The organism is Streptomyces sp. NPDC032161, assembly GCF_040636995.1.
GTDB lineage: Bacteria > Actinomycetota > Actinomycetes > Streptomycetales > Streptomycetaceae > Streptomyces.
Genome location: NZ_JBEZVN010000015.1, coordinates 1 through 24,977, shown reverse-complemented (window position 1 = coordinate 24,977; position 24,977 = coordinate 1). Strand labels below are relative to the sequence as shown.

23 protein-coding genes, 1 tRNA gene and 2 pseudogenes are annotated in these 24,977 nt (G+C 69.4%); 13 read left to right on the top strand and 13 right to left on the bottom strand.

Annotated features, from left to right (window positions below):
• Positions 1-19 precede the first annotated feature (19 nt).
• From AB0E67_RS23395 to AB0E67_RS23380, 4 genes are read right to left on the bottom strand one after another with little or no spacing between them, the layout of a single operon-like run.
• Complete coding sequence (locus AB0E67_RS23395; protein WP_073789060.1) at positions 20-610, bottom strand: ATP/GTP-binding protein; 591 nt, start codon at positions 608-610, stop codon at positions 20-22.
• Entirely contained in the window at positions 585-959 is a 375-nt protein-coding gene (locus AB0E67_RS23390; protein ID WP_351517666.1) for a DUF742 domain-containing protein, read from the bottom strand. The genes AB0E67_RS23395 and AB0E67_RS23390 overlap by 26 nt, the downstream gene beginning before the upstream one ends.
• Positions 956-1,360, bottom strand: coding sequence for a roadblock/LC7 domain-containing protein (locus AB0E67_RS23385; protein ID WP_073789056.1), 405 nt, complete (start codon positions 1,358-1,360; stop codon positions 956-958). Before AB0E67_RS23385 ends, AB0E67_RS23390 begins: the two co-directional genes overlap by 4 nt.
• The gene (locus AB0E67_RS23380) at positions 1,357-2,589 is read right to left on the bottom strand and encodes an ATP-binding protein (protein ID WP_362030046.1); all 1,233 of its coding nucleotides are present in this window, start codon (positions 2,587-2,589) and stop codon (positions 1,357-1,359) included. The genes AB0E67_RS23385 and AB0E67_RS23380 overlap by 4 nt, the downstream gene beginning before the upstream one ends.
• A gap of 345 nt (positions 2,590-2,934) precedes the next feature.
• Here AB0E67_RS23380 and AB0E67_RS23375 point away from each other — a divergent pair, with 345 nt between their 5' ends.
• The 6 genes and pseudogenes from AB0E67_RS23375 (at position 2,935) to AB0E67_RS23350 (ending at position 9,436) form a co-directional block, all read left to right on the top strand.
• Positions 2,935-3,474 carry a hypothetical protein gene (locus AB0E67_RS23375; RefSeq protein WP_362030043.1) on the top strand — a complete coding sequence of 180 codons (540 nt, stop codon included), beginning with the start codon at positions 2,935-2,937 and terminating at the stop codon, positions 3,472-3,474.
• 802 nt (positions 3,475-4,276) lie between these two features.
• The gene (locus AB0E67_RS23370; RefSeq protein WP_362030040.1) at positions 4,277-4,549 is read left to right on the top strand and encodes a hypothetical protein; all 273 of its coding nucleotides are present in this window, start codon (positions 4,277-4,279) and stop codon (positions 4,547-4,549) included.
• Positions 4,550-4,608: 59 nt separating this feature from the next.
• Positions 4,609-5,028, top strand: coding sequence for a DUF4232 domain-containing protein (locus tag AB0E67_RS23365; RefSeq protein ID WP_362030037.1), 420 nt, complete (start codon positions 4,609-4,611; stop codon positions 5,026-5,028).
• Between the two features lie 164 nt (positions 5,029-5,192).
• On the top strand, positions 5,193-6,299 hold the full coding sequence (locus AB0E67_RS23360; RefSeq protein ID WP_362030034.1) for a hypothetical protein: 1,107 nt from the start codon (positions 5,193-5,195) through the stop codon (positions 6,297-6,299).
• A gap of 201 nt (positions 6,300-6,500) precedes the next feature.
• On the top strand, positions 6,501-8,558 hold the full coding sequence (locus AB0E67_RS23355; RefSeq protein ID WP_362030031.1) for a PA14 domain-containing protein: 2,058 nt from the start codon (positions 6,501-6,503) through the stop codon (positions 8,556-8,558).
• 270 nt (positions 8,559-8,828) lie between these two features.
• A pseudogene (locus tag AB0E67_RS23350) lies at positions 8,829-9,436 on the top strand (DUF998 domain-containing protein).
• A gap of 1,015 nt (positions 9,437-10,451) precedes the next feature.
• Here the strand turns inward: AB0E67_RS23350 and AB0E67_RS23345 are convergent.
• From AB0E67_RS23345 to AB0E67_RS23325, 5 genes are all read right to left on the bottom strand, one after another.
• Entirely contained in the window at positions 10,452-11,690 is a 1,239-nt protein-coding gene (locus AB0E67_RS23345; protein WP_362030028.1) for a DUF4365 domain-containing protein, read from the bottom strand.
• A 291-nt stretch (positions 11,691-11,981) separates the two neighbouring features.
• Positions 11,982-13,181, bottom strand: coding sequence for a PP2C family protein-serine/threonine phosphatase (locus tag AB0E67_RS23340; protein WP_362030025.1), 1,200 nt, complete (start codon positions 13,179-13,181; stop codon positions 11,982-11,984).
• 234 nt (positions 13,182-13,415) lie between these two features.
• A complete protein-coding gene (locus AB0E67_RS23335) occupies positions 13,416-13,688 on the bottom strand; it encodes a hypothetical protein (RefSeq protein WP_362030022.1) in 273 nt (90 codons plus the stop codon).
• 62 nt (positions 13,689-13,750) lie between these two features.
• A complete protein-coding gene (locus AB0E67_RS23330; protein ID WP_362030019.1) occupies positions 13,751-14,017 on the bottom strand; it encodes a hypothetical protein in 267 nt (88 codons plus the stop codon).
• Between the two features lie 295 nt (positions 14,018-14,312).
• Positions 14,313-14,918, bottom strand: a complete 606-nt coding sequence (locus tag AB0E67_RS23325; protein WP_362030016.1) for a DUF5994 family protein — start codon at positions 14,916-14,918, stop codon at positions 14,313-14,315.
• A 310-nt stretch (positions 14,919-15,228) separates the two neighbouring features.
• Here AB0E67_RS23325 and AB0E67_RS23320 point away from each other — a divergent pair, with 310 nt between their 5' ends.
• From AB0E67_RS23320 to AB0E67_RS23310, 3 genes and pseudogenes are all read left to right on the top strand, one after another.
• Positions 15,229-15,726, top strand: a complete 498-nt coding sequence (locus tag AB0E67_RS23320; RefSeq protein ID WP_362030014.1) for a DUF5994 family protein — start codon at positions 15,229-15,231, stop codon at positions 15,724-15,726.
• Positions 15,723-15,833 (top strand): annotated as a pseudogene (locus AB0E67_RS23315) (PRC-barrel domain-containing protein); the annotation flags it as partial. The gene AB0E67_RS23320 and the pseudogene AB0E67_RS23315, both read left to right, overlap by 4 nt.
• A 268-nt stretch (positions 15,834-16,101) precedes the next feature.
• Complete coding sequence (locus AB0E67_RS23310) at positions 16,102-16,272, top strand: hypothetical protein (RefSeq protein ID WP_181924584.1); 171 nt, start codon at positions 16,102-16,104, stop codon at positions 16,270-16,272.
• Positions 16,273-16,403: 131 nt separating this feature from the next.
• Here AB0E67_RS23310 and AB0E67_RS23305 read toward each other — a convergent pair.
• Positions 16,404-16,474, bottom strand: a tRNA-Gly gene (locus tag AB0E67_RS23305).
• A gap of 522 nt (positions 16,475-16,996) precedes the next feature.
• Here AB0E67_RS23305 and dcd point away from each other — a divergent pair.
• From dcd to AB0E67_RS23290, 3 genes are all read left to right on the top strand, one after another.
• Positions 16,997-17,572, top strand: coding sequence for a dCTP deaminase (gene dcd, locus AB0E67_RS23300; protein WP_351524201.1), 576 nt, complete (start codon positions 16,997-16,999; stop codon positions 17,570-17,572).
• Positions 17,573-17,578: 6 nt separating this feature from the next.
• A complete protein-coding gene (locus tag AB0E67_RS23295) occupies positions 17,579-18,079 on the top strand; it encodes a phosphoribosyltransferase (RefSeq protein ID WP_362030010.1) in 501 nt (166 codons plus the stop codon).
• 333 nt (positions 18,080-18,412) lie between these two features.
• Positions 18,413-18,946 (top strand): DUF2690 domain-containing protein, encoded by a 534-nt coding sequence (locus AB0E67_RS23290; protein ID WP_362030256.1) that lies wholly within the window; start codon positions 18,413-18,415, stop codon positions 18,944-18,946.
• 166 nt (positions 18,947-19,112) lie between these two features.
• On the opposite strand, the gene AB0E67_RS23285 is transcribed toward AB0E67_RS23290, so the two are convergent.
• From AB0E67_RS23285 to AB0E67_RS23275, 3 genes are all read right to left on the bottom strand, one after another.
• Positions 19,113-20,093 carry a Yip1 family protein gene (locus AB0E67_RS23285; protein WP_362030007.1) on the bottom strand — a complete coding sequence of 327 codons (981 nt, stop codon included), beginning with the start codon at positions 20,091-20,093 and terminating at the stop codon, positions 19,113-19,115.
• A gap of 307 nt (positions 20,094-20,400) precedes the next feature.
• A complete protein-coding gene (locus AB0E67_RS23280; protein WP_362030005.1) occupies positions 20,401-22,683 on the bottom strand; it encodes a (Fe-S)-binding protein in 2,283 nt (760 codons plus the stop codon).
• A 78-nt stretch (positions 22,684-22,761) separates the two neighbouring features.
• Complete coding sequence (locus AB0E67_RS23275) at positions 22,762-23,610, bottom strand: sugar transferase (RefSeq protein WP_362030002.1); 849 nt, start codon at positions 23,608-23,610, stop codon at positions 22,762-22,764.
• 275 nt (positions 23,611-23,885) lie between these two features.
• Here AB0E67_RS23275 and AB0E67_RS23270 point away from each other — a divergent pair.
• A partial coding sequence (locus AB0E67_RS23270; protein ID WP_362029999.1) for an Hsp70 family protein occupies positions 23,886-24,977 on the top strand: 1,092 nt, incomplete at its 3' end.

The following is a 24,977-nucleotide window of genomic DNA, read 5'->3' as shown; positions in this document are numbered from 1 at the left end:
ACCAGCACCGGTGGCCGGGTCAGGCCACGCGCGCGAGAAGGTGCTGCACCAGCGTGATCAGGGCCTGTGCGGACGACTTCTCGTCCCGGGCGTCGCAGTAGACGACCGGGGTGTCCGGCAGCAGGTCGAGAGCCTCGCGCAGCTCCTCCTCGGCATGCTGGGAGTAAGGGTCGAAGCTGTTGACCGCGACCGCGTACTCCAGCCCGTACGTCTCGACCAGGTCGATCACCGGGAAGGTGTCGGCCAGTCGGGCCGGGTCGACGAGGAGCAGCGCGCCCAGCGAGCCGCGCGCCATGTCCTCCCACAGTTCGACGAATCGCTGCTGGCCCGGCGTACCGAACAGATACAGCACCAGTTCGTCGCTGAGGGTCAGTCGGCCGAAGTCCAGCGCGACCGTCGTGGTGACCTTGTCGGGCGCGCCGCGCAGGTCGTCGACGTGCTCGCTGGCCTGCGTCATCCGCTCCTCGGTGCGCAGCGGAGTGATCTCGGAGAGGGTGCCGATGAGCGTCGTCTTGCCCACGGCGAAGTGTCCGACGACGAGGATCTTCGCCGCACGCCGCACCGCGTCCGACACATAGATGTTCTCAGCCGAACCGGACGTGGAGTCCATGCAACACCTCTTCGAGGATCTTCCTGTCAACGAGCTGAGCCGGCGGCGGCGCCTTGCGGCGCATCAGATGACCCTGTTCCGCTAAATCGTTGAGCAGCAGACGCGCCACTCCGACGGGCAGCCCCAGGCGGCCCGCGACCTCGGCCACCGACAGATACCCGCCCGAACACAGCTCCCAGATGGCCCTGACCTCGGGGCTGGGGTTCGGCGGCGGCTGCCGGTCGGGGGCGATGGTGACGAGGGTGACGAGTGAGAGGTTCTCCGCGTCGGGCAGCCCGCGTCCTCCGGTGATGACGTAGGAACGGACGAAGCCGCTGTTGACCGACTGCTCCTCGCCCGGGGCCGTCATATGTCGCTTCCGGCGTTCAGGCGGGGAGGAGTGGTCATCGCCTTCCCCAGCGCGGTGACCTGCTGCTGCATGCGGAACGACATGGCTTCCATGTCCACGTCGGCCGCGGCGGCCGCGGCCAGGTAGGCACCGGTCCCGGCGGCGATCAGGAAGATCCAGCCGTGCTCGTACTCCAGAAGCGTCTGGCGCCAGCGCCCGGGGGTCTGGGCCCCGATGAACGGGGCGACGGCGCGGCTCAGCGACTGCATGGAACTCATCGCCGCCGCCACGGTCTCCGCGTCGTCCCGGCCGATCTCGCTGGAGTTGGCCAGCAGCAGACCGTCGGCGGAGACGAGGATCGCGTGCCGCGCTCCGGGTACCTGGAGCACATCGTTGAGCACCCAGGAAAGATCGGGGTTCACTGGATCTCGGGTCCTTCCATCGTCGTCGTGTCACGTCCGGACCGGGTTCCACGCTGGAACGCACCCAGACGGGAAGCCGTTTCCTCGTTGCTGCGGACCGGCGCGGGCTCGGCCGACGGCACTACCGACACCGGGCTCTTGCGACGACGCTTGGGCAGACCACCCGCGGTGGTGAAGGGCGCCGCGGGCTGAGGGGCGGTGGCCGACTGCGCGGCCGGCGGGAACAGTGGGGTCGGGGCAGGCGCGGCCACCGGGCGGCGCGGCAGCGTCGACACCCCCGGGTCGTGGGCGGCCGGGACTGCCTCGGCCGGCGCGGGAGTGGGCGCGTCGGCGGTGAGCAGCTCGTCGGGCAGCAGGACCACCGCGCGCACACCTCCATAGGGGGAAACGGAGTCCACCGAGACCTTGAAGCCGTAGCGGGCGGCCAGCACACCGGACACGGCGAACCCGAACTGCGGCGGAATGCCCAGGCTGGACACGCTGATCGCGGCCTGGGGGGCGAGGAGCGCCGACGCGCGGTCCTTCTCCTCCTGGCCCATGCCGAGGCCCGCGTCGTCGACGATGAGGCAGACGCCCTTCGGCACGGCCTGGATGTTGATCTCGACCGGGGTGCCGGGGGCGGAGTAGTTGGTGGCGTTGGCCAGCAGCTCGGCGAGGACCACCGCGACCGGCTCCACGGCCTTGCTGACCACCGAGAAGTTCACCTGGCCGTTGACCCGGACCCGGTCGAAGTGCCGGATACGTCCCTGGGCGCTGCGGGCCACGTCGAAGACGGAGGCGGAGGTCTCGCGGCGACCGAGCCAGCCGCCGCACAGCACCGCGATGCCCTGGGCGCGGCGCCCGAGCTGGCTGTTGGCGTGGTCGATGGCCATCAGGTCGGCGAGCATGCCGGGGTCGTCGCCGTACTTCTTCTGGGCGTTCTCGATGACCACCTGCTGCTCGTCCGCGAGCCCCTGGAGGGTACGGACGGCCGCCTTCAGAACGGCCTTGGTCTCCTCCTCGGCGTCCTTGCGGACCTCGGCGAGTTCGGAGGTCTGTCGATGCAGCAGACCGGTGTGGGCGGCGTGGAGTTCGTCCCGTTGCCGTTGCAGCGCGTCGCGCTCACCACGGAGTTGGGAGTTTTGTCTACGAAGCCCGATATTGGTCTTTCGAGCCCGCAGAACGGCGCCGACGGCGACCAGTGCTACGACAACCAGCGCCCAGAAGAGCGGGCCCTGTACAAATGTCATGAGACTCACTTCAAGTGCCATGGCTGTGGAAACGGCTTGACGCTCCCTCATGAGCCCCGTGGTCCGGGCTGGTCGAGCCACGGTCGGGTCACGCGGGGAAGGCCCCTCCGAAAGTGGGGCCGAGGAATTCATTCCTCCCGGAATGCCCCCACATGCCATCAGCCCACTGGAAGTAAGATGATCTTAGCATCGGGCTCTCGGGTAAATGTCAAGACCGCCATGCCAGTTGCACTCTTGGCGCGGAATGTTCACATACTGGGTCGGAACCGGCACTCCCATCAGCGCGGTTGGCCCGGCCGTGCCCCGCTCTGCGGGGGCGACGACCGGGCATATGGCCTGAACCCGATGGAAATTCGGGGTGCTGGATCTCCAGCGGCCGGCGCGGCGGACGCGGTGGGGGACGGCGACGCCTTCGAGGCCGTGCGCCGGTTCATGCGCGCGGCGGCGGACCTGCGGGCGGGCGCGGTGATCCTCGTGCTGCTCGAAGGGCTCGTGGTCGACGAGGAGCTGGTACGCGTCCGGACCGGTGCCGTGCACGCGGTGGAGGGCCTGATCGACGCCGCGCACCGGGCCGGCCGGCTCCGCCGCGACATCGGCATGGGCGACCTGGTGCTGCTCTCGATCCGGCTGTCCCGCCCCCTTCCCGGTGGGCTGTCCCGCCTCGACGCCGACGGCGGACTTCTCCACCGCCATCTCGACCTGGCGCTCGACGGGCTAGCCGCCGATGCCGCGAGCGTCCCGCCGCCGGACCCGGACCTGCCACCGGCCCGGCCGCTGTCCTTCGCCGACCTCGTCGCCGCCGCCGACCGGCCGACCGTGACGGACCGGGAGGCCGAGGAAGAGCCCGGCGGCACCGGAAGGGGAACCCGGGCCGAGGGCCGGTGACTCCTGGTCTCCTGGTGGACGGCTGATGTCCGTCGCCGACCGCGAGCCGGGCCCCGGCGAGGCGGACGGCCCGCACGACGCCCGCCGCGGAACCGAACCGGGCCCGTCCGGCCGGCATGCGAACGGCCCGCGCCTGCATGGCGCGGGCCGTTCGCGCGTTCGGAATGACGCACACCGGACCGTCGGCTGGTGGACGGGCACCGGTCGGAGTGTTTTGTTGTGGCACTACGGGCTGACCTGCTGCCACAGGCTGCAGCCCTATTCCTGTTGTCTGTCGAGCAACTTCCGGCCAGGGTGACCGTGTTTCAGGGAGACGGAAGGCATGGAGGTACCCACCCCTGGTGGTCGGCGGAAGGCAGACTGATGCCAGGTGTCCGAGGGCAAAAGGGCATGGATGGGCCTGATAAGAGACAGAGCCAGCCCGCTCTCGGCGATGAGTGACCCGCGGCAGCCTACATCCGGCTCTCCTTATGACTCCGTGCGCGTTGTTCCAATGCGCATGAGAATGGCAGCTGACAGGAAGCGTGCCAACGAGGGCGTTTCACTTCGTCCCAGGTGCTCGTGAAACGCCGTCATTCTTGTCCCCGCTGCTCACGCCGGGGAACGAGGCCGTACGAGGTCCGCATGGGGCCCATGAGCACACGGAGTTGTCCCGCATCCGCGCCCGGCGGCGCCTACTCCTCGGGGCGGGAACCGCGACCATGCCATGCAGGTGTCGGATCTTGTGTGCCCTGCCAGGCCAGGAGATCGGTACGGCGCCGTCTGTCGAGCAACTACCAGCCAAGAGGCGACCGTGAAGTACGTGCCGCAGCACTCTCCCTGTGTCGGGGCTCCGAAGCGTCCCGCCCAGTCCCTGCCCGCCGCTCCCGTCATCGTGGTGGTCGTCGTCCTGGGCCTGTTCACCGGCCTTACCGCGACCGGCATGCCGATCGAGACCGCCGCGACCACGGTGGGCCTCGGCGGCCTGCTCGGGATCGAGCTGGTCCGCCGGCTCGTCCAGGCGCTCCCCCCCGCCGGTCTCGCTGAGGACCGCGGATGGGGCGCCCGACGAGCGCCCGTGCCGACAAGGCACTGAGGGACCTGGCGGAGTGGCTCCGGTCGCTCCGCCGCGTTTCCGGCCTTGCCTACGGCCGTATGGCGCAGACTTCCCGCGATATCGACCTGCCCACGTCGACCGCCGCGCTCTGCCGTGCGGACAAGGGGCGCGGCCTCCCGCCCTGGAAGGTCGTCGAGCGGACTTCGTGGACTCCTTCCCCGTGCACTGCGTGGTTGGCGGCCGACCTCAAGACGGCCGACGGTTCCTCGATCTCCCTGGACCGCAACGGCGACGCCACGGGCCGGGACGTCATCAAGACGGGCGACGTGGCGGCCTTCAACATCTACTTCCCCGTCAACAACTCCGGTGGTTCCGGTATCCGCCCGACCAAGATCGTGGTCACGCCGCCGAACGAGACCAAGTCCGTCACCGTCTCCTGGCCGGCCGGCAGCCTGCCCGCGACCGACCACCCGGACGGCACCAAGCTGGAGATCAGCCCGGTCCGCAGGGTCGGCTGACCCGCGCCACGAGCCGCCCACGTATCCGATGATGCAGAGCCCAGGCCGACGGCCTGGGCTTTCGCGATGACCGGACTCCTTTCCGCGATGACTGGACTCCTTGCCGGTGAGTGGACTCCTTTCCGTCCGGCCATGACAATCAGTCCGGCGGAGGGGGAGGGCCGATGGCCGATGTGTTCGTGTGCGCGCGGTGCGGCGTCGCCCTGACGGCTCCCGTGTCACCGGTCGCGCTTCCCGTCCACGCCCGCCAGACGTACGGGCACCAACTGCTCCCCGCCCTCATGGAATCGGGGACGTACGCCGTCGATCCGGAGCCATCCGGCCCGCCCTGGCGGCCGTGGAAGGAGATCGGGCCCGACGAGGCGGCGGCCCGCGGAGTGTTCGCGCCGCTTCACGGCCTGTCCTTCGGGGAGCCCGGAGCGGTCGTCGTCGCGCCGGGCGACCTGCGCGGCACCGTCCTGATCCCGGACCGGCTCGGCGGCTCCTGCATGGGCCTGGACGGGCGGGACGGCCCGAACGTGGCCTGCGCGAACTGCGGGCGGGCGGTGGCGACCCGCATCGACGACTGCTCGTACTGGCAGACGGCATGGCTCGTTCCGCACGCCGTGCGCCGCGTCCCCGTCGACGGTGTCCGGGACCACCGCCCGGCGGTCGACTGGCAGACGCTGATCCGGGAGCAGCAGGGTGGCACGCCACCGGTCGAGCAGTCCGGGGCCTGGGACCCGCGCTGGGGGGCGGCGATCGGCGCGTCCCTCGCCCATCTGCTGGCGGCCTCGGCGGGCGCTCGGGTGACCATGTCCGCCGGTCTCCTCGCGGACACCTTCGGCCGTGCCCTCGACGCCCTGCTCCCACCGGGCCCGCCGACGAGGGGGCTCGGCCCCTCCAACCCGGTCCGTTCGGTGAGGAGGCTGACCCTGGACGGACCGTGCCTGCCCTCCCCCGACCCGGCCCCCGACATCGCCCTGGTCCCGCGGCATCCGCGTACCGGGCGGGTGTGGGTCTCGCCCGGTGCCGCGGACACGGTGCCGCTGGCCGCCGGCGTGTGGACGTACCTCGCCCTCCACGACGAACGTTCCCTGGTGCCCGCGACGGGCGGACTGCCCGACGGTGTGCTGCGCGACGACCCGCTGCCGCCACGTGCCTGGCAATTCCTCCGCCCGGACCCGTACATATTCCTCGACACGCTGGCGCGGCTGCCGGCGGTGCGACGGCCGTGGCTGCGCGAGATCCACGACCGGGTGCGGGCGCACCCGTACACCCGCCCGTTCTGAGCCCCGTCCCGCGAACCGCGTTCCGGAAAGGCGAGGGGCGGCGGGCACGGGCGGGCGACTCCACAAGTCCGCAGCCCCTCAGGAAGGATCATCTGCCGGGACGCGGGGCCAAATACACCAATCACTACAACCGGGCAACCACTCCGTGAGTCATGGTGGTTGGCCGGATTTCTCGGCCGCCGATCCACACCGAAGGAACGCATGAACCGACCCAGAGGCACCACGGTCGCCGCGGCCTGCGCCGTCGTACTCGCCACCGCAGGCGGCCTGCTCAGTGTGGCCCCCTCCGCCTCCGCCGCCGCTGTGACCTGCGCGTCGCCCGTCTTCAAGCGGACGTTCTACGCGAACACCACGTTCTCCGGGACGCCCAAGCGCACGGACTGCGACTCCACGATCAACGAGAACTGGGGTACCCGGGCGCCCGGGTACAAGGGCATGCCCGCCAACAAGTTCGGCGTGCGCTGGTCCATGAGCCGCGACTTCGGCTCCGGTGGGCCCTTCTCGTTCACCGTCTCCGCCCGCGACGGCATCCGCGTCTATCTCGACGGCGTCCGCAAGGTCGACGTGTGGAAGGACGGCTCCGCCACGGTCACCAGGACCGTCAACGTGACCGTCCCGAAGGGCAAGCACAGCCTCCGCGTCGACTACGTCAACTGGACCGGCGCCGCGAACGTCAAGTTCGGCTACGCCCCGCGCACGTCGGCGAGCGTCGACAAGGTCAAGCCGCTCGTCCCGACCGGCACCACCGTCAGGTACGACGCGACAAGCACGTCCACGAAGGTCTCCTGGGCCAAGAACAAGGAGATGGACCTCGCCGGGTACCGCGTGTACCGGCGGCTGAAGGGCACCTCCTTCCCCACGAAGCCGATCGCGACGACGACGGCCACCTCGTGGACCGACACGACCGTCCCGAAGGACGGCTACGTCTACTACTACGAGGTCCGCGCCTACGACAAGGCCGGCAACACCTCGTCGGGCACCGCGGACATCGGTATCACCACCGTCGACCGGACCGCCCCGGCCGCCCCGAAGGGCGTCGACAAGAACTGGTCCATGGACTACCCGGACCGGGTCACCCTCTACTGGGACGAGAACAAGGAGCCGGACCTCGCCGGCTACCGGGTGTACCGCTCGACGACGCTCCCCGTCGCCCTCACCCCCGAGAACCTGCTCAGCGGCGACGAGCCGACGTATTACAGCTACTACAGCGTCCCCGTGCCGCAGACCGGCGACGTCCACTACTACGTCGTCACCGCCGTCGACACGCACGGCCTCGAATCGGCCGCCTCGTCCTACGCGATGTACTACACGCGCGACAAGACACCCCCGGTGGAGACCGCGTTCAACCTGCGGGCCGAGGAGAACGAGGCGGGCGTCACGCTGACCTGGGACCCTTCCGAGGGGACCAGCAGGGACTTCGCGGGCTACTCGGTCTTCCGGAGGCGCGCCACGGCCGCCACCGGCACCGCGCCCGAGGAGGTCGGCAAGGGCGTGAAGGGCACCACCTTCACCGATGTCGCCCCGCCGCCCGGCACCACGTACATCTACTACGTCATCTCCCTGGACCACGCCGGAAACGGGGGCCCCTCCTCCGACAAGGTCACCGTCACCGTCACCGGCAACACGACCGCCCCCGCCGCGCTCACCGGACTGACCGCCACCCCCGGGGAGAACGGCGTCACCCTCTCCTGGGACGCGAGCGACGCCCCCGGCCTCACCCACTACCGCGTGCTGCGCGGCACCCTCTCCGACGGGCAGTGGACGTACGCCCCGGTCGAGGACTCCTCGACCCGGCGCCCGAAGGAGATCAAGGAGACGACGTTCCACGACATGGTGCCGGCCGACGGGCAGGAGGCGCGCTACGCGGTCGTCGGCGTCGACCAGTACGGCAACCAGCTCACCCCGGACACCGGCGCGACCGTCGTCGCCGTCACCGCGCTGGACCTCCGCCCCACTGCCCCGCCCGCCACCGGCGGCCCGTTCTCCTTCGTGGGCGCGGGCGCGAGCGGCTACATCTCCTGGGGTTTCGTCGACACCACCGGGAACGAGAACGGCAGCCCGGCCACCGACATCCTGGTCCGCCGCTGGAACCCGCGGACGGGGGAGTTCGACCTGATCAACACCTCGCCCAGCAACTCCAGCTCCTCGTACTGGGACTTCACCCAGCCGTCCGCCACCACGGTGTACTACCGCCTCTCGGTCCGCTACGCCGACGGCAGCGAGTCCGCCGCGACGGAGGCGGTGGCCGTCACCTACTGAGCCCACTTCCGCGGCCTCTTCCCTGAAGAGGACGGCCTCGTACGGAGAGCCCGGAAGCGTTGCTTCCGGGCCCGCCCGGTACCTGCCGGTCAGCGGCGAAGGCCCACCGGCCGACCGGTTCCCGTTCGCGCTGATTCGTGAAGGAGCGATGAGTTCCCCTCTCGACGTCGGTCATATGAGCGACACCGGCGACGCGAGGAAGGTCCTCTCATGGCTCACACACTCAGCGCAACCCACTCCATCCCCGTCGCAGCTCCGGCGTCGCGGCCGATGGCACGGCTCGCCCTGGTCGGCGGGGCGGCGGCGGGCCCGCTGTTCCTCGCCGCCGGGATCGTCCAGGGGCTCGCGCGGGACGGATTCGACTTCACGCGCAACGCGATCAGCCAGCTCGCCCTCGGCGAGGCGGGCTGGATCCAGACGGTGAACTTCCTGCTGACCGGCGCGTTGTTGGTCGCCGGGGCGGTCGGGCTGCGCCGGGCGCTGAGCGGTGGCGCGGGCGGCACCTGGGGTCCGGTCCTCGTCGGTGTGTTCGGCGCCTCGTTCTGGGCCGCCGCACTGTTCCCGGCCGATGCCGGTGCGGGGTTCCCCGCCGGTGCCCCCGACACCGCCGCGATGAGCGCGCACGGCGCCGTCCACATGCTGGCGGGGATGCTCGGATACCTGGCGCTGTGCGGCGCGTTCGTCGTCCTGGCCCGTCCGCTCGCGGCCCGGGGCCACCGTGGCCGGGCCGTCGCCTCGCGTCTGGTTCCATGGCCGTCCTCGCCGGATTCGGTGCCTCCTCGGTCGCCGTTGCGGCGTTCACCGCCGGTGCGGGGATCGGCCTCCTCTGGCTGACCGCGGTGACGACCCGGCTGGCCACCGGCCCGGCTGTCCGGTGACGGCGGCGCCCCGCCGCACGCACAAGGCCCCGGATCCCGGTCTCCGCCGCGGATCGGGTGACGGGAGTCGAATTCCCGCCTCACAGAAGGCGGTTGCCGGGCGCGTCGCTCCGGACGCGAGTGCGGTCCACGGAAGCACGCTCGCGGACCGGTACGTCCCCGAGTCGCGGCAAGCCCGATGGCGAGGACCCGGACGCTCCGTGCACCCCGGCCTTCGCGGCGAGGAAGTTGCCGACCGGGACGAGGCAGAGGTCCAGGGGAGGCAGGTCAGCGAAGCCTGATGCGCCGGGGCCGTGGTGAAGGAGAGTCCCCCGGCCCCAGGGGTGTGCAGGAGCACGCGTGTGTGGGGCCATGGCGGCCAGGCGTGAGAAGTCTCCCTACTGCGTTGCGTCGCAGTCCTTGCAGCGGCTTACAGCCGCCCGCTCAATGTTGCCTTGCGTGGCGCGGAGCGGGTTGGAGGATGCGAGACGACGCCATGCTCCGGGTGAGGGGGTGAGCACCCAGCCGTAAAGGGGTGGTCGGATGTCGGTCGGGACGATCGAAGTGAGTCTCGTGATTCGAGAAAGCCTCGTGTCCCTGCGTCGCAAGCACCACGTGGAAGGCACTCCAGCCAGGGCATTCCCGCGAGTTGGGGCACGCGGAGGCCACGGCAGGGCATGAGAGATCTAGACAACGACGAAGGCCCAGGTCGCTGGCCCGGGCCTTCGTCATGGAGCGGGTGACGAGAATCGAACTCGCGCTCTGCGCTTGGGAATCACCCGGTACTTGGGTACATGCCTGGCCCCTGGCCTGGGGAAACGTCCGTGTGGGGCATCATCCGCCAGGCCGCCTGAGCCCCTCTGTTGACCGCTACCTACCACCGCTACTGGCACGTTGTGGCACGGTCTCAGTATCGGTGTGGCTGACGGCATCGCCGTCAGGCACGGACGCCCACGGCGACGGTCCCGGATGCTGGCCCTTCCCTGTTGGGCGGGTGGCGAGGCCGCTGCGGGGCACTGGGCACCCTCTTTTGCGTTCATCGAGCCTGCGACGTGGGTGTCGTGGGCTCGGGGACGCGCCAGACGATTCGGACCTGTTCGTCGAGGGGGAGCGAGGGGCCACCTACGTAGATGCAATGGATGAGATAGATAATGGCCAGCCGGTATGCCTCCGGCTCGATGTCGTCCACCGTCTCCACCGTCGCCCGGCTGAGCTTGTGTACCTGGCGGACGACACGTGGGTCGGTTTCGAGGGAGCCGAGTTCGGCGACGATGTTCGGTTCCAGGTCGGTCTCCTCTCGCATCGCTCCGATGGAGCGCTGCACGAGGTCTGGCTCGGCATCGATGCGGTCGAGTACGCGGGCGAGCACGTATGCATGGATGACGTCCGCTTCGATCCTGCCGTGTTCCTTGGGTGCCTCCCCTGTGCAACTGGGGCATCCCTCGCACTCGACGGCTTCGACGAGTTCGTCCTCCGGGCCTTCGTCGGCCTGCCGGGTGGAGGCGAAGCACGCAGCCACCCACATGATCTCGGATTGGTTCAGCCCCAGGTCCTCGGCGGTCCACAGATCGGGGTCCGGGATCCTGCGGCCGTTCCAGCCCTCCGGCATCGAAAGCTCGGAGCGCATCAGCGATTCCAGGGTGACCCAAGCTGGTTCCCATTCCTGGGTGCTGAGCAGCAGCGTCGCCACTGCGTCGCCCGGGCGCTTCCAGAAGATGAGGTCATCGTCGTCGCCGTTGACGAAGTGCAGAACGTGATCTGCTGGGTCGAATTCCGTTCCGGACATTTCCCCGAGATGGGTGAGGACGGCTTGCCGGCCCCGATAGCGCCCGACGTAGCGGCGTGCCTGGGCGACGAAGGAGTCCATGGTGGTGTCGCCCAGCACCGCATTGGGGCTGATCCCGATGAAGCCTGGTGTATTGAAGGTGCCGAAGCGGCGGAGTTGTTGGGTGGCGTTTGCCCAGTACAGGTTCTTGCTGTTCGGGTCGTACACCACGCAGTAGACAGGGACGTTGCCCTCTGACCAGGTGTCGCCGTGCCGGTCGACGGGCACGGCGTAGCCGTTTCCCCGACGCCAGCTTTCCCCTCCCTTGACCTGGACCTTGATCGTGTCGCTGGTGACGTCCCCGTCATCGGTGAAGGTGACGTAGAAATCCTCACCGAAGTCGTTCTGCCCGGATATCTCCTGCACGATGTGATCGTGCTCCTCAAGCAGTGCGCGCAGCGCGTTCACCGCAGCCTGCCCTACGCGCCGCCCCTTGGGGATCTTCGGCATGTCACTCTCTCCAGAGGTTCCTCATCTGTCCAGGCAGACCGCGACAGCGCCGCCCTTTGCCACCTTGCACCACGCATCTGACATCGCACCTCGGGAGTGGGCGGATGGCCAGGTTCAGGTCAGGGGCGCCCCTGAGGCGCGGCGCATTCGAGAGTGGCGTCCGTGAGGTGGGAGTAGGCGGTGTGGAGGTGGTGCGAGGCTCCTGGAGAGGTCTAGACGTGATCCTTTCGGAAGCCCCCTTGGTGACCGCTGTTCACCGCCCCTCCTGGCACGTTGTGGCACGACGGCGGATCAGCCACGCCACTCGACCAGGACGAGCGTGGCGTCGTCGGTGGTGGTCTCGCCGCGGGCCCGTTTGAGCGTGTGGGACAGGTCGCGTGCCACGGTTCGTACTGCTCGGTCGACCTGGTCCAGTCGATGGACCCAGTCGATCAACTGGTCCTCGCCGAACTGCTCCTGTCCGCTCGCGTGTTCCTCGATCAGGCCGTCGGTGAAGCAGAGGATGCGGTCACCGGGTTCGAGTGTCAGGTCGCTGATCTGCGGCTGTGCCCCTCCGAAGCCGACGGGGAGGGTGGTGGGGCTGTCCAGACGGTGCACGACGCGGTGTCCGCGGATCAGCATGGGGGCGGGGTGGCCGGCGTTGACCCACTGGAGGCGGCCGGTGTTCGTGTCCAGCCGCAGCATCTGCGCGGTGACGAAGTGGTCGGGGGCGAACTGCTCGGCCACCGCACGGTCCATGAAGAGGTAGATCTCGGACAGCTCGATACTGATGCGGCGGGCGTGCCGATAGGCGCCGATGGCGACGGTGGCCATGGTGGCCGCGTCCAGGCCGTGGCCCATGGCGTCGATCATGGCGAGGTGGAGGGTGTCGCCGTTCAGGGCGTAGTCGAAGCTGTCGCCCGCCACGTCGTAGGCGGGTTCGAGAACTCCGGCGACGGCGACGCGCGGCATGGTCATGGTCAGCGGCGGCAGGAGCGACCACTGGATCTCCGCGGCGACGCTCATCGGTTCGCTGCGGCGGGTGCGGAAGAAGAGGTCGGTGTAGCCGTTCTTGGTCTGCAGCAGTCCGGCGACCAGGCCCGCGATCCTGCGCAGGATGCGGCGGTCGTCGTTGTCGACCGCGTCCAGGGTGACGGCCAGGACGCCGGCCTGGTCGCCGCCGTCGAGCAGTGATACGTGGACGCGTACTCCGTCGGCCAGCGGCAGTTCGACCAAGCGCGAGGTGAGAAGACACCTGCCGGCCTCCGAGTCGCCGATGGGCAGTGGCTCGCCGCCCGTCAGCCCTTCGGCGTGCAGGGGCACCAGCTTCTGTTGCCCGTAGTCCTGGAGGAGGATCTGCGGGTCCCGGCCCCCCAACCGGCTCACTGTCTCGGCGACGACCGACCCGATCCGATGGGGCGGCAGCTCGTGAGCCCGGTCCAGCATCGTACCCAGGAGTCCCTCCCCGAAGCTCTCCGAGCGATCGGGTTCCCCGAGCCGTCCGACGGTCATCCCGTTGCCTCCAACCGGGCGGCGGGGACCTCGTCCGGTGCTGCCGTACGGGGCGGGTGCCGAGGGCACGCAGCGACCGGATACCGGAGCGGGCCGCACCAGAGATGTGTCCTCCAGGATGCTCCTCGGCGGCAGGTCACGCCACATGGCCACCACCGCGCGGGGGCGCCGGCCGCAGGTGACCCCGCCCTCCTTCCCCGAGCTTTCGCCCACCGGATCCGGAGGCGAACGGGCTCAGCCGCGCTCTTCCTCCTCCGCCTCCATCAGGCGGATGCCTTGGTGGGTGAGCGAGACCATCGCGGGTGTGTTTCCCGGCTTCCAGTCGACGGTGACCAGTCCCTCGCCCGCGAGGTAGCCGCAGGCGGCAGCAAGGTCCTGCTCCGGGATGCGGAGATCGTGTTTGAGCGCGGCTCCGGTGACGCCGAGCAGGCGGTTGCCCTCGGCGGCTGCGTAGCGGGCCTGGAGGATCTGTCGGCGGTACCGCTGCCGCTCGTGGAGTGTCGCCATGGCCGCGTGGTCCCGTCGTCGTGTGGTGTCGTTCGTGACCGGCCAGGGTTCTTCGTGGCCGGTCAGGGTTCCTCGGCGTGGGAGCCGGTGCCGGTGGGTGGCCTGCTGGTGGCGAGCCAGGAGCGGGCGGGTCCGGCTGCGGTCTCGGTGTCGACGGTGAGGTGGAGCCGCGTGCCGCCGCCCGGCGTCGGGTAGCTGCGCTGCTCAGCCCCGGCAAAGCACCGGCGGATCACTTCGGCGACCGCGCGGGCGGCCTCGGGGGTGGCGGAGACGATACGGATCTCGGCGTGCCCGGCCTGTGGCAGAGGCTCGTTCTCGGCGGGGTGCAAGAGCGTGCTCCCTTCGGGACGAAGCGAGAGGCCGACGAGTGGGCTGTCCCTGGTGTCGGGTGCCCACCCGCGGCCTTCGGTCGGAGGAGTGGTATGGGGTTGGGGCCAGGTGCCCGCACGCCGAGACCGGCGATTCGTTCGGGCGACCTGGAGTGGCCGTGGCCGGGGGGACGGCTCGGGGAGGGGCAGAGAGCGCTGAAGCGGTGGGCCGCTGTGCGTGCGTCGTGCTGGGTGTTCAGCCGATGGATCAGACGTATGCCGAGCGCGATCGGAAGCGAGCCTGCCACGAGGGTGATCACGGCCTCCACGCCGTCACTCGCATGTACCCCGGCAGGGGGATCATCCGCGCGCCGACGATCGAGTGCGCCGCTGGGTGCGGCTGGGGCGCCAGGGCGGCCCCACCCTCGCTCTCCCAGGCGTCTTCGCTGCTTCGGGCCTCCCGCATACGGCGGCCGGTCGCGGCTTCGTCGGACATGAGCCTGCCCGCGGTGAGAATGCTTCCGGGCAGGGCGGCGGCGGTCATCAGCCGGGCCGCGGAGGCGGGTTCGGTCTCGGGGGGAATCACGAGCAGGTCGCAGCGGCCGGTCGTGTAGGAGAGCAGGATGATCTTGTCGGGATCCTGCTCGGTGAACCAACCCACGTGCAGGACGTGGGCGGTGACGGCGACCTTGTGCGGGACGATGGGCCAGTGGTCGGGATTCACCAGGACGCGAGTGACGCGTCCCCAACGCCCTTCGAGGGCGTCGGCCAGCGGCGGCAGCTCGGCTGCCAGGTCGCGTGAACGGGGCCACCAGGCGCCCTCGAGCCGGCCGGCCAGCGTGGTCTTCGGGGTGAGCGACAAGCGTGCCGGAAGTCCTGGGGAGGGGGCGCGGCTCGCTGTTCTGTCGAGGGTGGTGGTCATGGTGCGAACCTGCCCCCGGGCTGCCCGTCGGCAGCCCGGTTTTCGTGTTCCCCGGAAACGACACCTGCGTGGAAGCCGGTGCTCGAAGTACTTCCGGTACTTCCAGCGTACGTCCGAGCAGCTCGCTTTCGTCCTGATACGGGGGCGAGACTTCCGGTTTCGTGCGGACGAGTGTGCGGCGACGGGCGGATATGCGGGAGCCGGAGTTACCGTGAAACGACGGCACAGTCCCCCCGCCGACGGCCCGGCACCCACACAGGTGGGGCCCGCGAGGGCCACGGCGGCTCACCCGTAGACGGGCGGATCCACCATGGCCGACTCAGACATCCCGCCCACGCCCCCGTTGCTCCTTCCGGACGCGATCCACCAGGTGGTTCGACCCGGTACGGCTCTGCTCCGGCTGGAGACGACGCGCTCCCGGCAGGGCGTCCTCGACGGGGCGTGGTGGCCGCGCACCCGCGACGTGGAGCAGGAGGTTCCCGCGCTGGTGTCCGTCCTGACCGAACACCTCGGACCCATCACCCGGGTCGGCCTGGACGCCGCCGCCTGGGACGCGATACCGACGCGCCTGATCATCGACGACCGGATCGTGCACCTCGACTCCTTCCCCGTCGGAGACGACACCGTCCTGATCACCCGCGGCGACAAGGACCACTTCGCGCTGATGGTCGTCCCGCCGGACACGGAACCCGATGCCGCCCGCACGGCCATGGCCCGCGCGGTCCACGCCGACAACATCACGCAGGCCACCGAGATCCTCGTCGCCACGCTTCCCCCACCGACGGCCGAGCACGGAGGAGCGGCATGATCCAGATGGCGGACATCCGCGAGTGGCGCCACCAGGAAGTGGTGGATTCCGGCGGCCGCAAGATCGGCGAGCTGGAATCCGTCTACGTCGACACCAGCACCGACGAACCGGCCATGGCCACGGTCCGTGTGGGCCCGCCCACCCGGCACCGCCGCGTCCCCCTCGAGGAGCGACGGTGGGGCCGGGGTACGCGCGGGTCGCCCACGATCAAGAAGCTGGTGAAACGGAGTCCCTCGATCGGCACGGACGGCGTCCTGCCCTTCGAGGACGAGGGAGCCGTCTTCCGCCACTACGGCCTCGCCTACGAGCCCGGTGCGAACCGGCGAACGGCAACTGGCCCGACGCTGAGCCGACGACCGCCAGGGAGGCGGCCCCATGACACTCTTCCTCGCCCTGATCATCGTCGCGATCATTCTGGGACTCATTGGCGCCGTCGCCGACGGACTCCTCTTCCTGCTCTTCATCGGCATCGCGGTGCTCGTGGCAGATCTCCTCTACATGGCCCTGCGCACCCGCCGCTCCGCCCGCCACCGCCCGCTCCGGTGACTTCAGGGACGGCCGGAGTGGGCCCCAGCAGTCCGGACGCTCGGCTGCGGTGGTGCGCCGGAGGACACGGCCGACCTGACAGGCTGGACAACGATGAAGGCCCCGGTCGCTGACCGGGGCCTTCATCAAAGAGCGGGTGACGAGAATCGAACTCGCGCTCTGAGCTTGGGAAGCTCATGTTCTACCATTAAACTACACCCGCGAAGCACAGTGATCATTGATCATCGCGTCTCGATCGATCCCTTGTGCAGCGTCCCACACTCTACCCCATGCCAGACCCCCGGCGGCGCCGTGGGTCTTTTTGGTGTGTGAAGACGTCGGCGCGAGGGGTGGATGCGGGCGCTGGGGGCGGGAGTTGGGGGCGTAGCGTAGGGCGTCGGAGTGCCGCCTGGAGCGGCGTCCCGTTCATCCCCTAATGTGGCGTTCTCGTCCACGTCTTGATGGGGAAGGGACTTGATGGACTCCATGGAGCGCACCGTCGTCCGCTGTGCCGAAGGGCACGTTTTCGCTACCGCCTCGTTCCCGATGCAGCAGCTCGGGTCCGGACGGATCGGCCCCGGGCGGCTCATTCGCTGTCCTCGTTGCGCGCGGCTGCGGCATGCCGTGCCCGTGGTGTTCGAGCAGCGGTAGCGGAAGGCCGCGGATGACGCGGCGGGAGCGGTGACAGGCGCGCGGGGCGGTCCCTGGTTGGGGCGGGCCCGCGCGTTCTGCGTATCCTCGGGGAGTGCTTCTCTCAGACAAGGACATCCGGGCCGAGATCGACGCCGGACGTGTACGCATTGATCCATTCGATGCGTCGATGGTGCAGCCATCGAGTATCGACGTGCGGCTCGACCGCTACTTCCGGGTGTTCGAGAACCACCGTTACCCGCATATCGACCCGGCCGTCGAGCAGACCGATCTGACGCGCATGGTCGAGCCGGACGGGGACGAGGCGTTCATCCTGCACCCCGGTGAATTCGTGCTCGCCTCGACGTACGAGGTCATTTCGCTTCCCGACGATCTCGCGTCGCGGCTGGAGGGGAAGAGTTCCCTGGGGCGGCTCGGGCTGGTGACGCATTCGACCGCAGGCTTCATCGACCCGGGATTCTCCGGGCACGTGACGCTGGAGCTGTCGAATCTCGCGACTCTGCCGATCAAGCTCTGGCCGGGCATGAAGATCGGGCAGCTGTGCATGTTCCGGCTGAGTTCGCCGGCCGAGTTCCCGTACGGCTCCGACCGGTACGGATCCCGGTACCAGGGCCAGCGCGGGCCGACCGCGTCGCGTTCGTACTTGAATTTCCATCGGACCCAGGTGTGATACCGAATGAGCGATGACGTGCGGGAGAATCTGACGTACGAGGCATTCGGTCATGCCGTGCGCGAGCTGGCGCAGACCGTGGCCGACGACGGTTACGAGCCCGATATCGTGCTGAGCATCGCGCGCGGCGGGGTGTTCGTCGCGGGCGGCCTCGCCTACGCGCTGGACTGCAAGAACATCCACCTGGTGAACATCGAGTTCTACACCGGGGTGGGGACCACCCTGGAAATGCCGGTCATGCTGGCACCCGTTCCGAATGCGATCGACTTCTCGGACAAGAAGGTGCTGATCGCCGACGACGTCGCCGACACCGGGAAGACGCTGAAGCTCGTACGCGATTTCTGCATCGATCACGTGGCCGAGGTGCGCAGCGCGGTCATCTACGAGAAGCCGCATTCGCTCGTGAAGTGCGAGTACGTGTGGAAGAAGACCGATCGCTGGATCAACTTCCCGTGGAGCGTGGAGAAGCCCGTCGTACGGCGTGGCGGACAGGTCCTCGACGCCTGAGACCCGGCGCACTCGGACGTTGGGGCCCTGCGGACGCGGAGGCCTGAGACACGGTGGACGTCAGGCCCGCCGGGCCTGGCCCGACGGGCCCCGGGCGTGCGCTTGTGCGGGGTAGCCGTGACGTCCGGCGGGGAACACTCTCCTTCCAGGCGGACAGGTCTTGCCATGGTCTGTGGCGGAACTGGGGGAGAGATGGCAGAGGGGAACGGCACTCCGTCGCCCGGAGGGCCGAGCGGTTTACCCGAAGGAGCCGGTGGCTCCTCGACCTCCCGCTCCCGATGGCGTGGCTGGGCAGGGCGTCACGGGCCCGAGACGTTGATCGGCGCGTTGGTCGTGACCGTCGTCGGCGCGGTCGCCTCCGTGATCCTCACCTCGGTGTTCGAAGGCGGTGACGACGAGGAGGCGAAGGGCTCGCCCCCCGCCGCGTCCGGGGCGCCGGGCACGGCGACGCCCAGGCCCGCCGCCTCGCCCTCCTGCGCGGCGGAGACGTGCGTGGGGCTGGATCCCAGGACGGCTGGGTGCGATGTGGGCGCGCGGACGCTGGAGAAGGACTGGGTCGGCACGATGCAGCTGGAGATCCGGTACAGCGAGCGGTGCGCGACGGTGTGGGGCAAGCTGACCGGTGCACGGCCCGGGGACACGGTGACGATCAACACCACGCCCTCACAGCGACAGGCCGCGTCCGTGCGTGAAGGGCAGACCAAGTACACGCCGATGCTCGCCGTCGAGGACGACTTCTCCGCCCAGGCGACCGCTACGGCGGTCAGCGGGAAGCCGGACGAGGGGATCCCGAAGGGCTACACCCTTCGGGTCGGGGCGGACCGGACGTCGCTCCCGTCGGCCTCGGCGAACGCACGGCCCGTGTAGGCGCAGCGCATACGGGCACGGACCGCGACGGCGCAGCGCATGCGGGCGCGGACCACGAACGCGCAGCCCGTGCAGGCCCGGTCCGCACGTGCGACGGCCCCGGCACCTTCGTGCGGTGCCGGGGCCGTCGCGCACACGCCGACGCGGTGCGAAGCGGTGCCGTGGGTCAGATCGTGCCCAGCTTGATGATCGACAGCAGGGCGATCAGCTGGATCGCGGAGGCGCCCAGGGCCTTCGGCCACGGCAGGTCGTGCGACTTGCTGACCATCGTGGTGAAGAGCGCGGCCGAGGCCAGCCAGGTGACCCAGCCGAGGATCTGGACCAGGGAGTTCTCGCCGCCGAGGAACAGGGCGAAGATCAGGCGGGGCGCGTCCGTGATCGACATGATCAGCATGGAGAGGCCCACGGTCGGCTGCCAGGCACCGTCACCGCCGAGCTGGCGGGCGAGGGTGTGCGTGACCGCTCCCAGGACCAGGCCGCCGATGACGAAGCAGACGCCCGTGACGACGACGTAGGGGATCGCCGTGGAGATCGTCGCGTTGATCGCGTCTTCCCGGGCCTGGTCGAAGCCGAAGAGGGCGAGCAGGCCGTACAGGAACGTGACGATCAGCGCCGGGCCCCAGACGGGGTAGTCGCGCATCTGCCAGAACGTCGGCCCCGGGCGCAGCACGATGCCGCTGAGCAGGTCCTTCCAGTGCAGCCGCGGGCCTGCGGGCTGGGCGGGGGCCTGACCTGCGCGGTAGGTGCTGCCGTCGCCGTACGGGTCCTCGCCGAGGCTGAACGCCTGGGTGTGGCCCGGGGAGTTGGCGTACGGGTCGCCCTGCCGCGGGCCTCCGTGGGGGTGGGGCTGCTGCTGGTACGGGTCGCCGAAGTACTCCGGCTCGCCGTGACCACCGGCGTGGTGGCCGGGGTGATGAGCGGGCCCGGGGCCACCGGGGTTGTAGCCGCCCTGGTAGCCGCCGTTGCCGTCGTTGGCGTAGCCGCCGTGGTGGTACGGGGGAGGGGCGCCGTTGCCGCCCGCCGGCGGCCATGGCTGCTGCCCGTACGGCGGTGGTGCCTGTGTGCCGTACGGCTGCTGCTGCGGTTGCTGCTGCGCCTGTTGCGGGGTGCGGTTGTCCCGGCCGCGTCCGATCCTGAATCCAGCCACTCGTCGAACGTACCTGGTCCGCGCGGGTGTGGTGAGAGGGCCGGGGAAACCCGCCCGCCATTGCGGCCGAGCTGTGACATCCCCTAAGGGAGACCCCGGGGGAGACCCGGGGAGGCGCCGGGGCCCTGGAATCCCGCTGAGGGGGGCGGGGGCGGCTCCGCCGTACCGGTACCCGTGCCCGTACGCGAACGGGTGTGCCTGCGGGGACACGGGAACGCGGGAGCGGGGAAACACGGGAACGCGGAAGCGGCCGGGCCCGCCCCCGAGGCAGGTCCGGCCGCTTCCGTCGTAGGGCGGTCCGGGCGGTCTACTTCACCGGCTCCGGCTCCGGTTCGTCCGCCGATTCGGCGTCGCCCGCCGGGTCGGCCGGGGTCTTCACGGAGTCCAGCAGCAGCTGCGAGACGTCGACCACCTGGACCGACTCCTTCGCCTTGCCTTCGTTCTTCTTGCCGTTGACCGAGTCGGTCAGCATGACGAGGCAGAACGGGCAGGCGGTGGAGACGATGTCCGGGTCGAGGGACAGGGCCTCGTCGACGCGCTCGTCGTTGATGCGCTTGCCGATCCGCTCCTCCATCCACATCCGGGCGCCGCCCGCGCCGCAGCAGAAGCCGCGTTCCTTGTGGCGGTGCATCTCCTGCTGGCGCAGGCCGGGGACCTTGTCCATGATCTCGCGCGGCGGGGTGTAGATCTTGTTGTGACGGCCCAGGTAGCACGGGTCGTGGTACGTGATCAGGCCCTCGACCGGGGTCACCGGGATCAGCCGGCCCTCGTCGATGAGGTGCTGGAGCAGCTGGGTGTGGTGGATGACCTCGTACTCGCCGCCGAGCTGCGGGTACTCGTTGGCGATGGTGTTGAAGCAGTGCGGGCAGGTCGCGACGATCTTCTTCGCCGACTTGGCCTTCTTCGTCGAGTCGTCCGCGCCCCCGTCCTCGTCGAGGGACTCGCCGAACGCCATGTTCAGCATCGCCACGTTCTCCTGGCCGAGTTGCTGGAACAGCGGCTCGTTGCCCAGACGGCGGGCCGAGTCACCGGTGCACTTCTCGTCGCCGCCCATGATCGCGAACTTGACACCCGCGATGTGGAGGAGTTCCGCGAACGCCTTCGTGGTCTTCTTGGCCCGGTCCTCCAGTGCGCCCGCGCAGCCGACCCAGTACAGGTAGTCGACCTCGGTCAGGTCCTCGACGTCCTTGCCGACGATCGGGACCTCGAAGTCGACCTCCTTGGTCCACTCGACGCGCTGCTTCTTGGCGAGACCCCAGGGGTTGCCCTTCTTCTCCAGGTTCTTGAGCATCGTGCCCGCCTCGGACGGGAACGCGGACTCGATCATCACCTGGTAGCGGCGCATGTCGACGATGTGGTCGATGTGCTCGATGTCGACCGGGCACTGCTCCACGCACGCACCGCAGGTGGTGCAGGACCACAGCACGTCCGGGTCGATGACGCCGTTCTCCTCGACCGTGCCGATCAGCGGGCGCTCCGCCTCCGCGAGCGCCGCGGCCGGGACATCCTTGAGCTGCTCCTCGGACGCCTTCTCCTCGCCCTCCATCGTCTTGCCGCCGCCGGCCAGCAGGTACGGGGCCTTGGCGTGCGCGTGGTCGCGCAGGGACATGATCAGGAGCTTGGGGGAGAGGGGCTTGCCCGTGTTCCAGGCCGGGCACTGCGACTGGCAGCGGCCGCACTCCGTGCAGGTGGAGAAGTCGAGGATGCCCTTCCACGAGAACTGCTCGACCTGCGAGACGCCGAAGACATCGTCCTCGCCCGGGTCCTCGAAGTCGATCTCCTTGCCGCCGGACGTCATCGGCTGCAGCGCGCCCAGGGCCGGCTCGCCGTCCGCGTTCCGCTTGAACCAGATGTTCGGGAAGCCGAGGAAGCGGTGCCAGGCGACACCCATGTTGGTGTTGAGCGAGACCGTGATCATCCAGATCAGCGAGGTGCTGATCTTGATCGCGGCGACGAGGTAGATGAGGTTCTGCAGCGTGCCGAGCGTGAGGCCCTGGAACGCGAGGACCAAGGGGTACGAGATGAAGTACCCGGCCTCGTAGCCGTCGATGTGGTGGATCGCGCCTTCGAGACCGCGCAGGGCGAGGATCGCCAGGCCGATGATGAGGATGACGTACTCGACGAAGTACGCCTGCCACGCCTTGGAGCCGGCGAAGCGGGACTTGCGGCCGGCCCGCGAGGGCAGGTTCAGCAGCCGGATGGCGATCAGTGTGAGGATGCCGACCACCGTCATCAGGCCGATGAACTCGGTGTACATCTCGAACGGCGTCCAGTCGCCGATGATCGGCAGCACCCAGTCGGCCTTGAAGAGCTGGCCGTACGCCTGGAGCAGGGTCGGCGGCAGCGTCAGGAAGCCGATGGCGACGAACCAGTGCGCGAAGCCGACGATCCCCCACCGGTTCATCCGGGTATGGCCGAGGAACTCCTTGACCAGGGTGATCGTGCGCTGCTTCGGGTTGTCGGTACGGCTGCCTGCCGGGACCGGCTGTCCGAGTGTGACGAACCGGTAGATCTGCGCGACTGCTCGGGCGATGAGCGCAACGCCGACCACAGTCAGCACCAGCGACACGATGATCGCGGCGAGTTGCATTTGGGGGCTCCTCGGGCCTGCGAGGGTGGGATCCAGCGTCTACGAGCGAATACTCGCATCTACTAAGCAGTAACTTAATCAGTCCGTGCTGACACTACCCACATATTCCGCGGCGCTGTAGCCGCATCGGCGGTGATCTGTGTCGCTCAGGTGAGCCTTCTCGGGGCGGGCCGCCCCGAGAAGGCCCCGGAACAGCGGAATCCGTACGGAACGCGCCAGGATGGCCAGGTCGAGGCGCACCCCGCGGTGCTCGGCGTAGTGCTGGTCGAGCAGGTCGGGTTCGTCCCAGGGCATTCCGGAGCGGGAGCGGATCTGTGCCAGGCCGGTGAGGCCCGGTTTCAGTTCCTGCCGCCAGTGTCGCGCGCCGGATGTGCTGGATGTGCCGGATGTGTCGCCGGGGCTGCCGGGTCCGGTGGCGCCTGTGGGGTCGGCGGGGGCGGTGGTGTCCGTGGGGTGGGACCGGGGGTCGTCCGGCGACAGGGGTTCCGGGCCGACGAGGGAGAGGTCCCCGCGTACGACGTGCGGCAGGCGGGAGAGCACGTCGAGTCGCAGCCGACGGGTGCGCAGCGAGCACAGGACGAACACCCTGCCTCCCTGCCCGACCCGTGGCGAGCGCTCGATGATGCCGCCCGGCGGCCTTCGTGCCGCGAGGACGAGGGCGCCCGCGGCGAGCGCCGGGGCGGAGAGGACCAGCAGGGCCGATCCGAGGGTCAGGTCCAGGGCGCGCTCGGCCGACGGACGCCGCCCCGGACACCGCTGTGGGGCGCGGTCCGGACGGTGTCCCGCGAGTCGTCCCGGGCGGCGCTCCAGGAGTCGGACGAGGGCTGCCGCCGACGGTCGGTGCGTGAGGTGCCGCCGCCCCCGCGACCGCGCCTGCCCCTGTTGTCTCCGTTGCTCCCGTTGTCCCCGCTGCCCCTGTCTCTGCATTGTTCGCACCTGCCTGGTGGGATCGTTGGGCCGGAGTGCCAGGTTTGCACGACTCGCGGCGGTTTATGTCAGAACGATCCCATGGCGTGATGATGGGGAGGGGTTGTGTGGCTCGTGGGGCGGGCGAGTGTTGTCCAGGGCGGCCGGGATGATCAACGCGAGCGCGGTGGGTGCACGTTAGTTGAGTCGACTCGACTCAACTCTGTTGACACTGGGATTCGTGTCATGCATCCTTGAGTGAGTTCCGCTCAAGTAGTCATCCTGGAGGAATTGAAATGGCACGTGCGGTCGGCATCGACCTGGGCACGACTAACTCCGTCGTCAGCGTTCTCGAAGGCGGCGAGCCCACCGTCATCACCAACGCAGAGGGCGCCAGGACCACGCCGTCCGTCGTCGCCTTCGCGAAGAACGGCGAGGTGCTGGTCGGCGAGGTCGCCAAGCGCCAGGCGGTGACCAACGTCGACAGGACCATCCGCTCGGTCAAGCGCCACATGGGCACCGACTGGAAGATCGACCTGGACGGCAAGAACTTCAACCCGCAGCAGATGAGCGCCTTCATCCTGCAGAAGCTGAAGCGTGACGCCGAGGCGTACCTGGGCGAGAAGGTGACCGACGCGGTCATCACCGTTCCCGCGTACTTCAACGACTCCGAGCGCCAGGCCACGAAGGAGGCCGGCGAGATCGCGGGCCTGAACGTCCTGCGCATCGTCAACGAGCCGACGGCCGCCGCTCTGGCGTACGGGCTCGACAAGGACGACCAGACGATCCTCGTCTTCGACCTTGGTGGCGGTACCTTCGACGTCTCGCTGCTGGAGATCGGCGACGGTGTCGTCGAGGTGAAGGCCACCAACGGTGACAACCACCTCGGTGGTGACGACTGGGACCAGCGCGTCGTCGACTACCTGGTGAAGCAGTTCGCCAACGGGCACGGCGTGGACCTGTCCAAGGACAAGATGGCGCTCCAGCGTCTGCGCGAGGCCGCGGAGAAGGCGAAGATCGAGCTCTCCTCCTCGACCGAGACCACGATCAACCTGCCCTACATCACGGCGTCCGCCGAGGGCCCGCTGCACCTGGACGAGAAGCTCACGCGCTCGCAGTTCCAGCAGCTGACCGCCGACCTGCTGGAGCGCTGCAAGACGCCGTTCCACAACGTCGTCAAGGACGCGGGCATCCAGCTGTCCGAGATCGACCACGTCGTCCTCGTCGGTGGCTCGACCCGTATGCCGGCCGTCGCCGAGCTCGTCAAGGAGCTGACCGGTGGCCGCGAGGCCAACAAGGGTGTGAACCCGGACGAGGTCGTCGCCATCGGCGCCTCGCTCCAGGCCGGTGTCCTCAAGGGCGAGGTCAAGGACGTCCTGCTGCTCGAC

Coding starts and splice junctions, on each gene's coding strand:
- AB0E67_RS23395 (WP_073789060.1), bottom strand. CDS start 610: ATGGACTCCACGTCCGGTTCGGCTGAGAACATCTATGTGTCGGACGCG.
- AB0E67_RS23390 (WP_351517666.1), bottom strand. CDS start 959: ATGACGGCCCCGGGCGAGGAGCAGTCGGTCAACAGCGGCTTCGTCCGT.
- AB0E67_RS23380 (WP_362030046.1), bottom strand. CDS start 2,589: ATGACATTTGTACAGGGCCCGCTCTTCTGGGCGCTGGTTGTCGTAGCA.
- AB0E67_RS23375 (WP_362030043.1), top strand. CDS start 2,935: ATGGAAATTCGGGGTGCTGGATCTCCAGCGGCCGGCGCGGCGGACGCG.
- AB0E67_RS23365 (WP_362030037.1), top strand. CDS start 4,609: ATGGCGCAGACTTCCCGCGATATCGACCTGCCCACGTCGACCGCCGCG.
- AB0E67_RS23360 (WP_362030034.1), top strand. CDS start 5,193: ATGGCCGATGTGTTCGTGTGCGCGCGGTGCGGCGTCGCCCTGACGGCT.
- AB0E67_RS23355 (WP_362030031.1), top strand. CDS start 6,501: ATGAACCGACCCAGAGGCACCACGGTCGCCGCGGCCTGCGCCGTCGTA.
- AB0E67_RS23345 (WP_362030028.1), bottom strand. CDS start 11,690: ATGCCGAAGATCCCCAAGGGGCGGCGCGTAGGGCAGGCTGCGGTGAAC.
- AB0E67_RS23340 (WP_362030025.1), bottom strand. CDS start 13,181: ATGACCGTCGGACGGCTCGGGGAACCCGATCGCTCGGAGAGCTTCGGG.
- AB0E67_RS23335 (WP_362030022.1), bottom strand. CDS start 13,688: ATGGCGACACTCCACGAGCGGCAGCGGTACCGCCGACAGATCCTCCAG.
- AB0E67_RS23325 (WP_362030016.1), bottom strand. CDS start 14,918: ATGACCACCACCCTCGACAGAACAGCGAGCCGCGCCCCCTCCCCAGGA.
- AB0E67_RS23320 (WP_362030014.1), top strand. CDS start 15,229: ATGGCCGACTCAGACATCCCGCCCACGCCCCCGTTGCTCCTTCCGGAC.
- AB0E67_RS23310 (WP_181924584.1), top strand. CDS start 16,102: ATGACACTCTTCCTCGCCCTGATCATCGTCGCGATCATTCTGGGACTC.
- AB0E67_RS23295 (WP_362030010.1), top strand. CDS start 17,579: ATGAGCGATGACGTGCGGGAGAATCTGACGTACGAGGCATTCGGTCAT.
- AB0E67_RS23280 (WP_362030005.1), bottom strand. CDS start 22,683: ATGCAACTCGCCGCGATCATCGTGTCGCTGGTGCTGACTGTGGTCGGC.
- AB0E67_RS23275 (WP_362030002.1), bottom strand. CDS start 23,610: ATGCAGAGACAGGGGCAGCGGGGACAACGGGAGCAACGGAGACAACAG.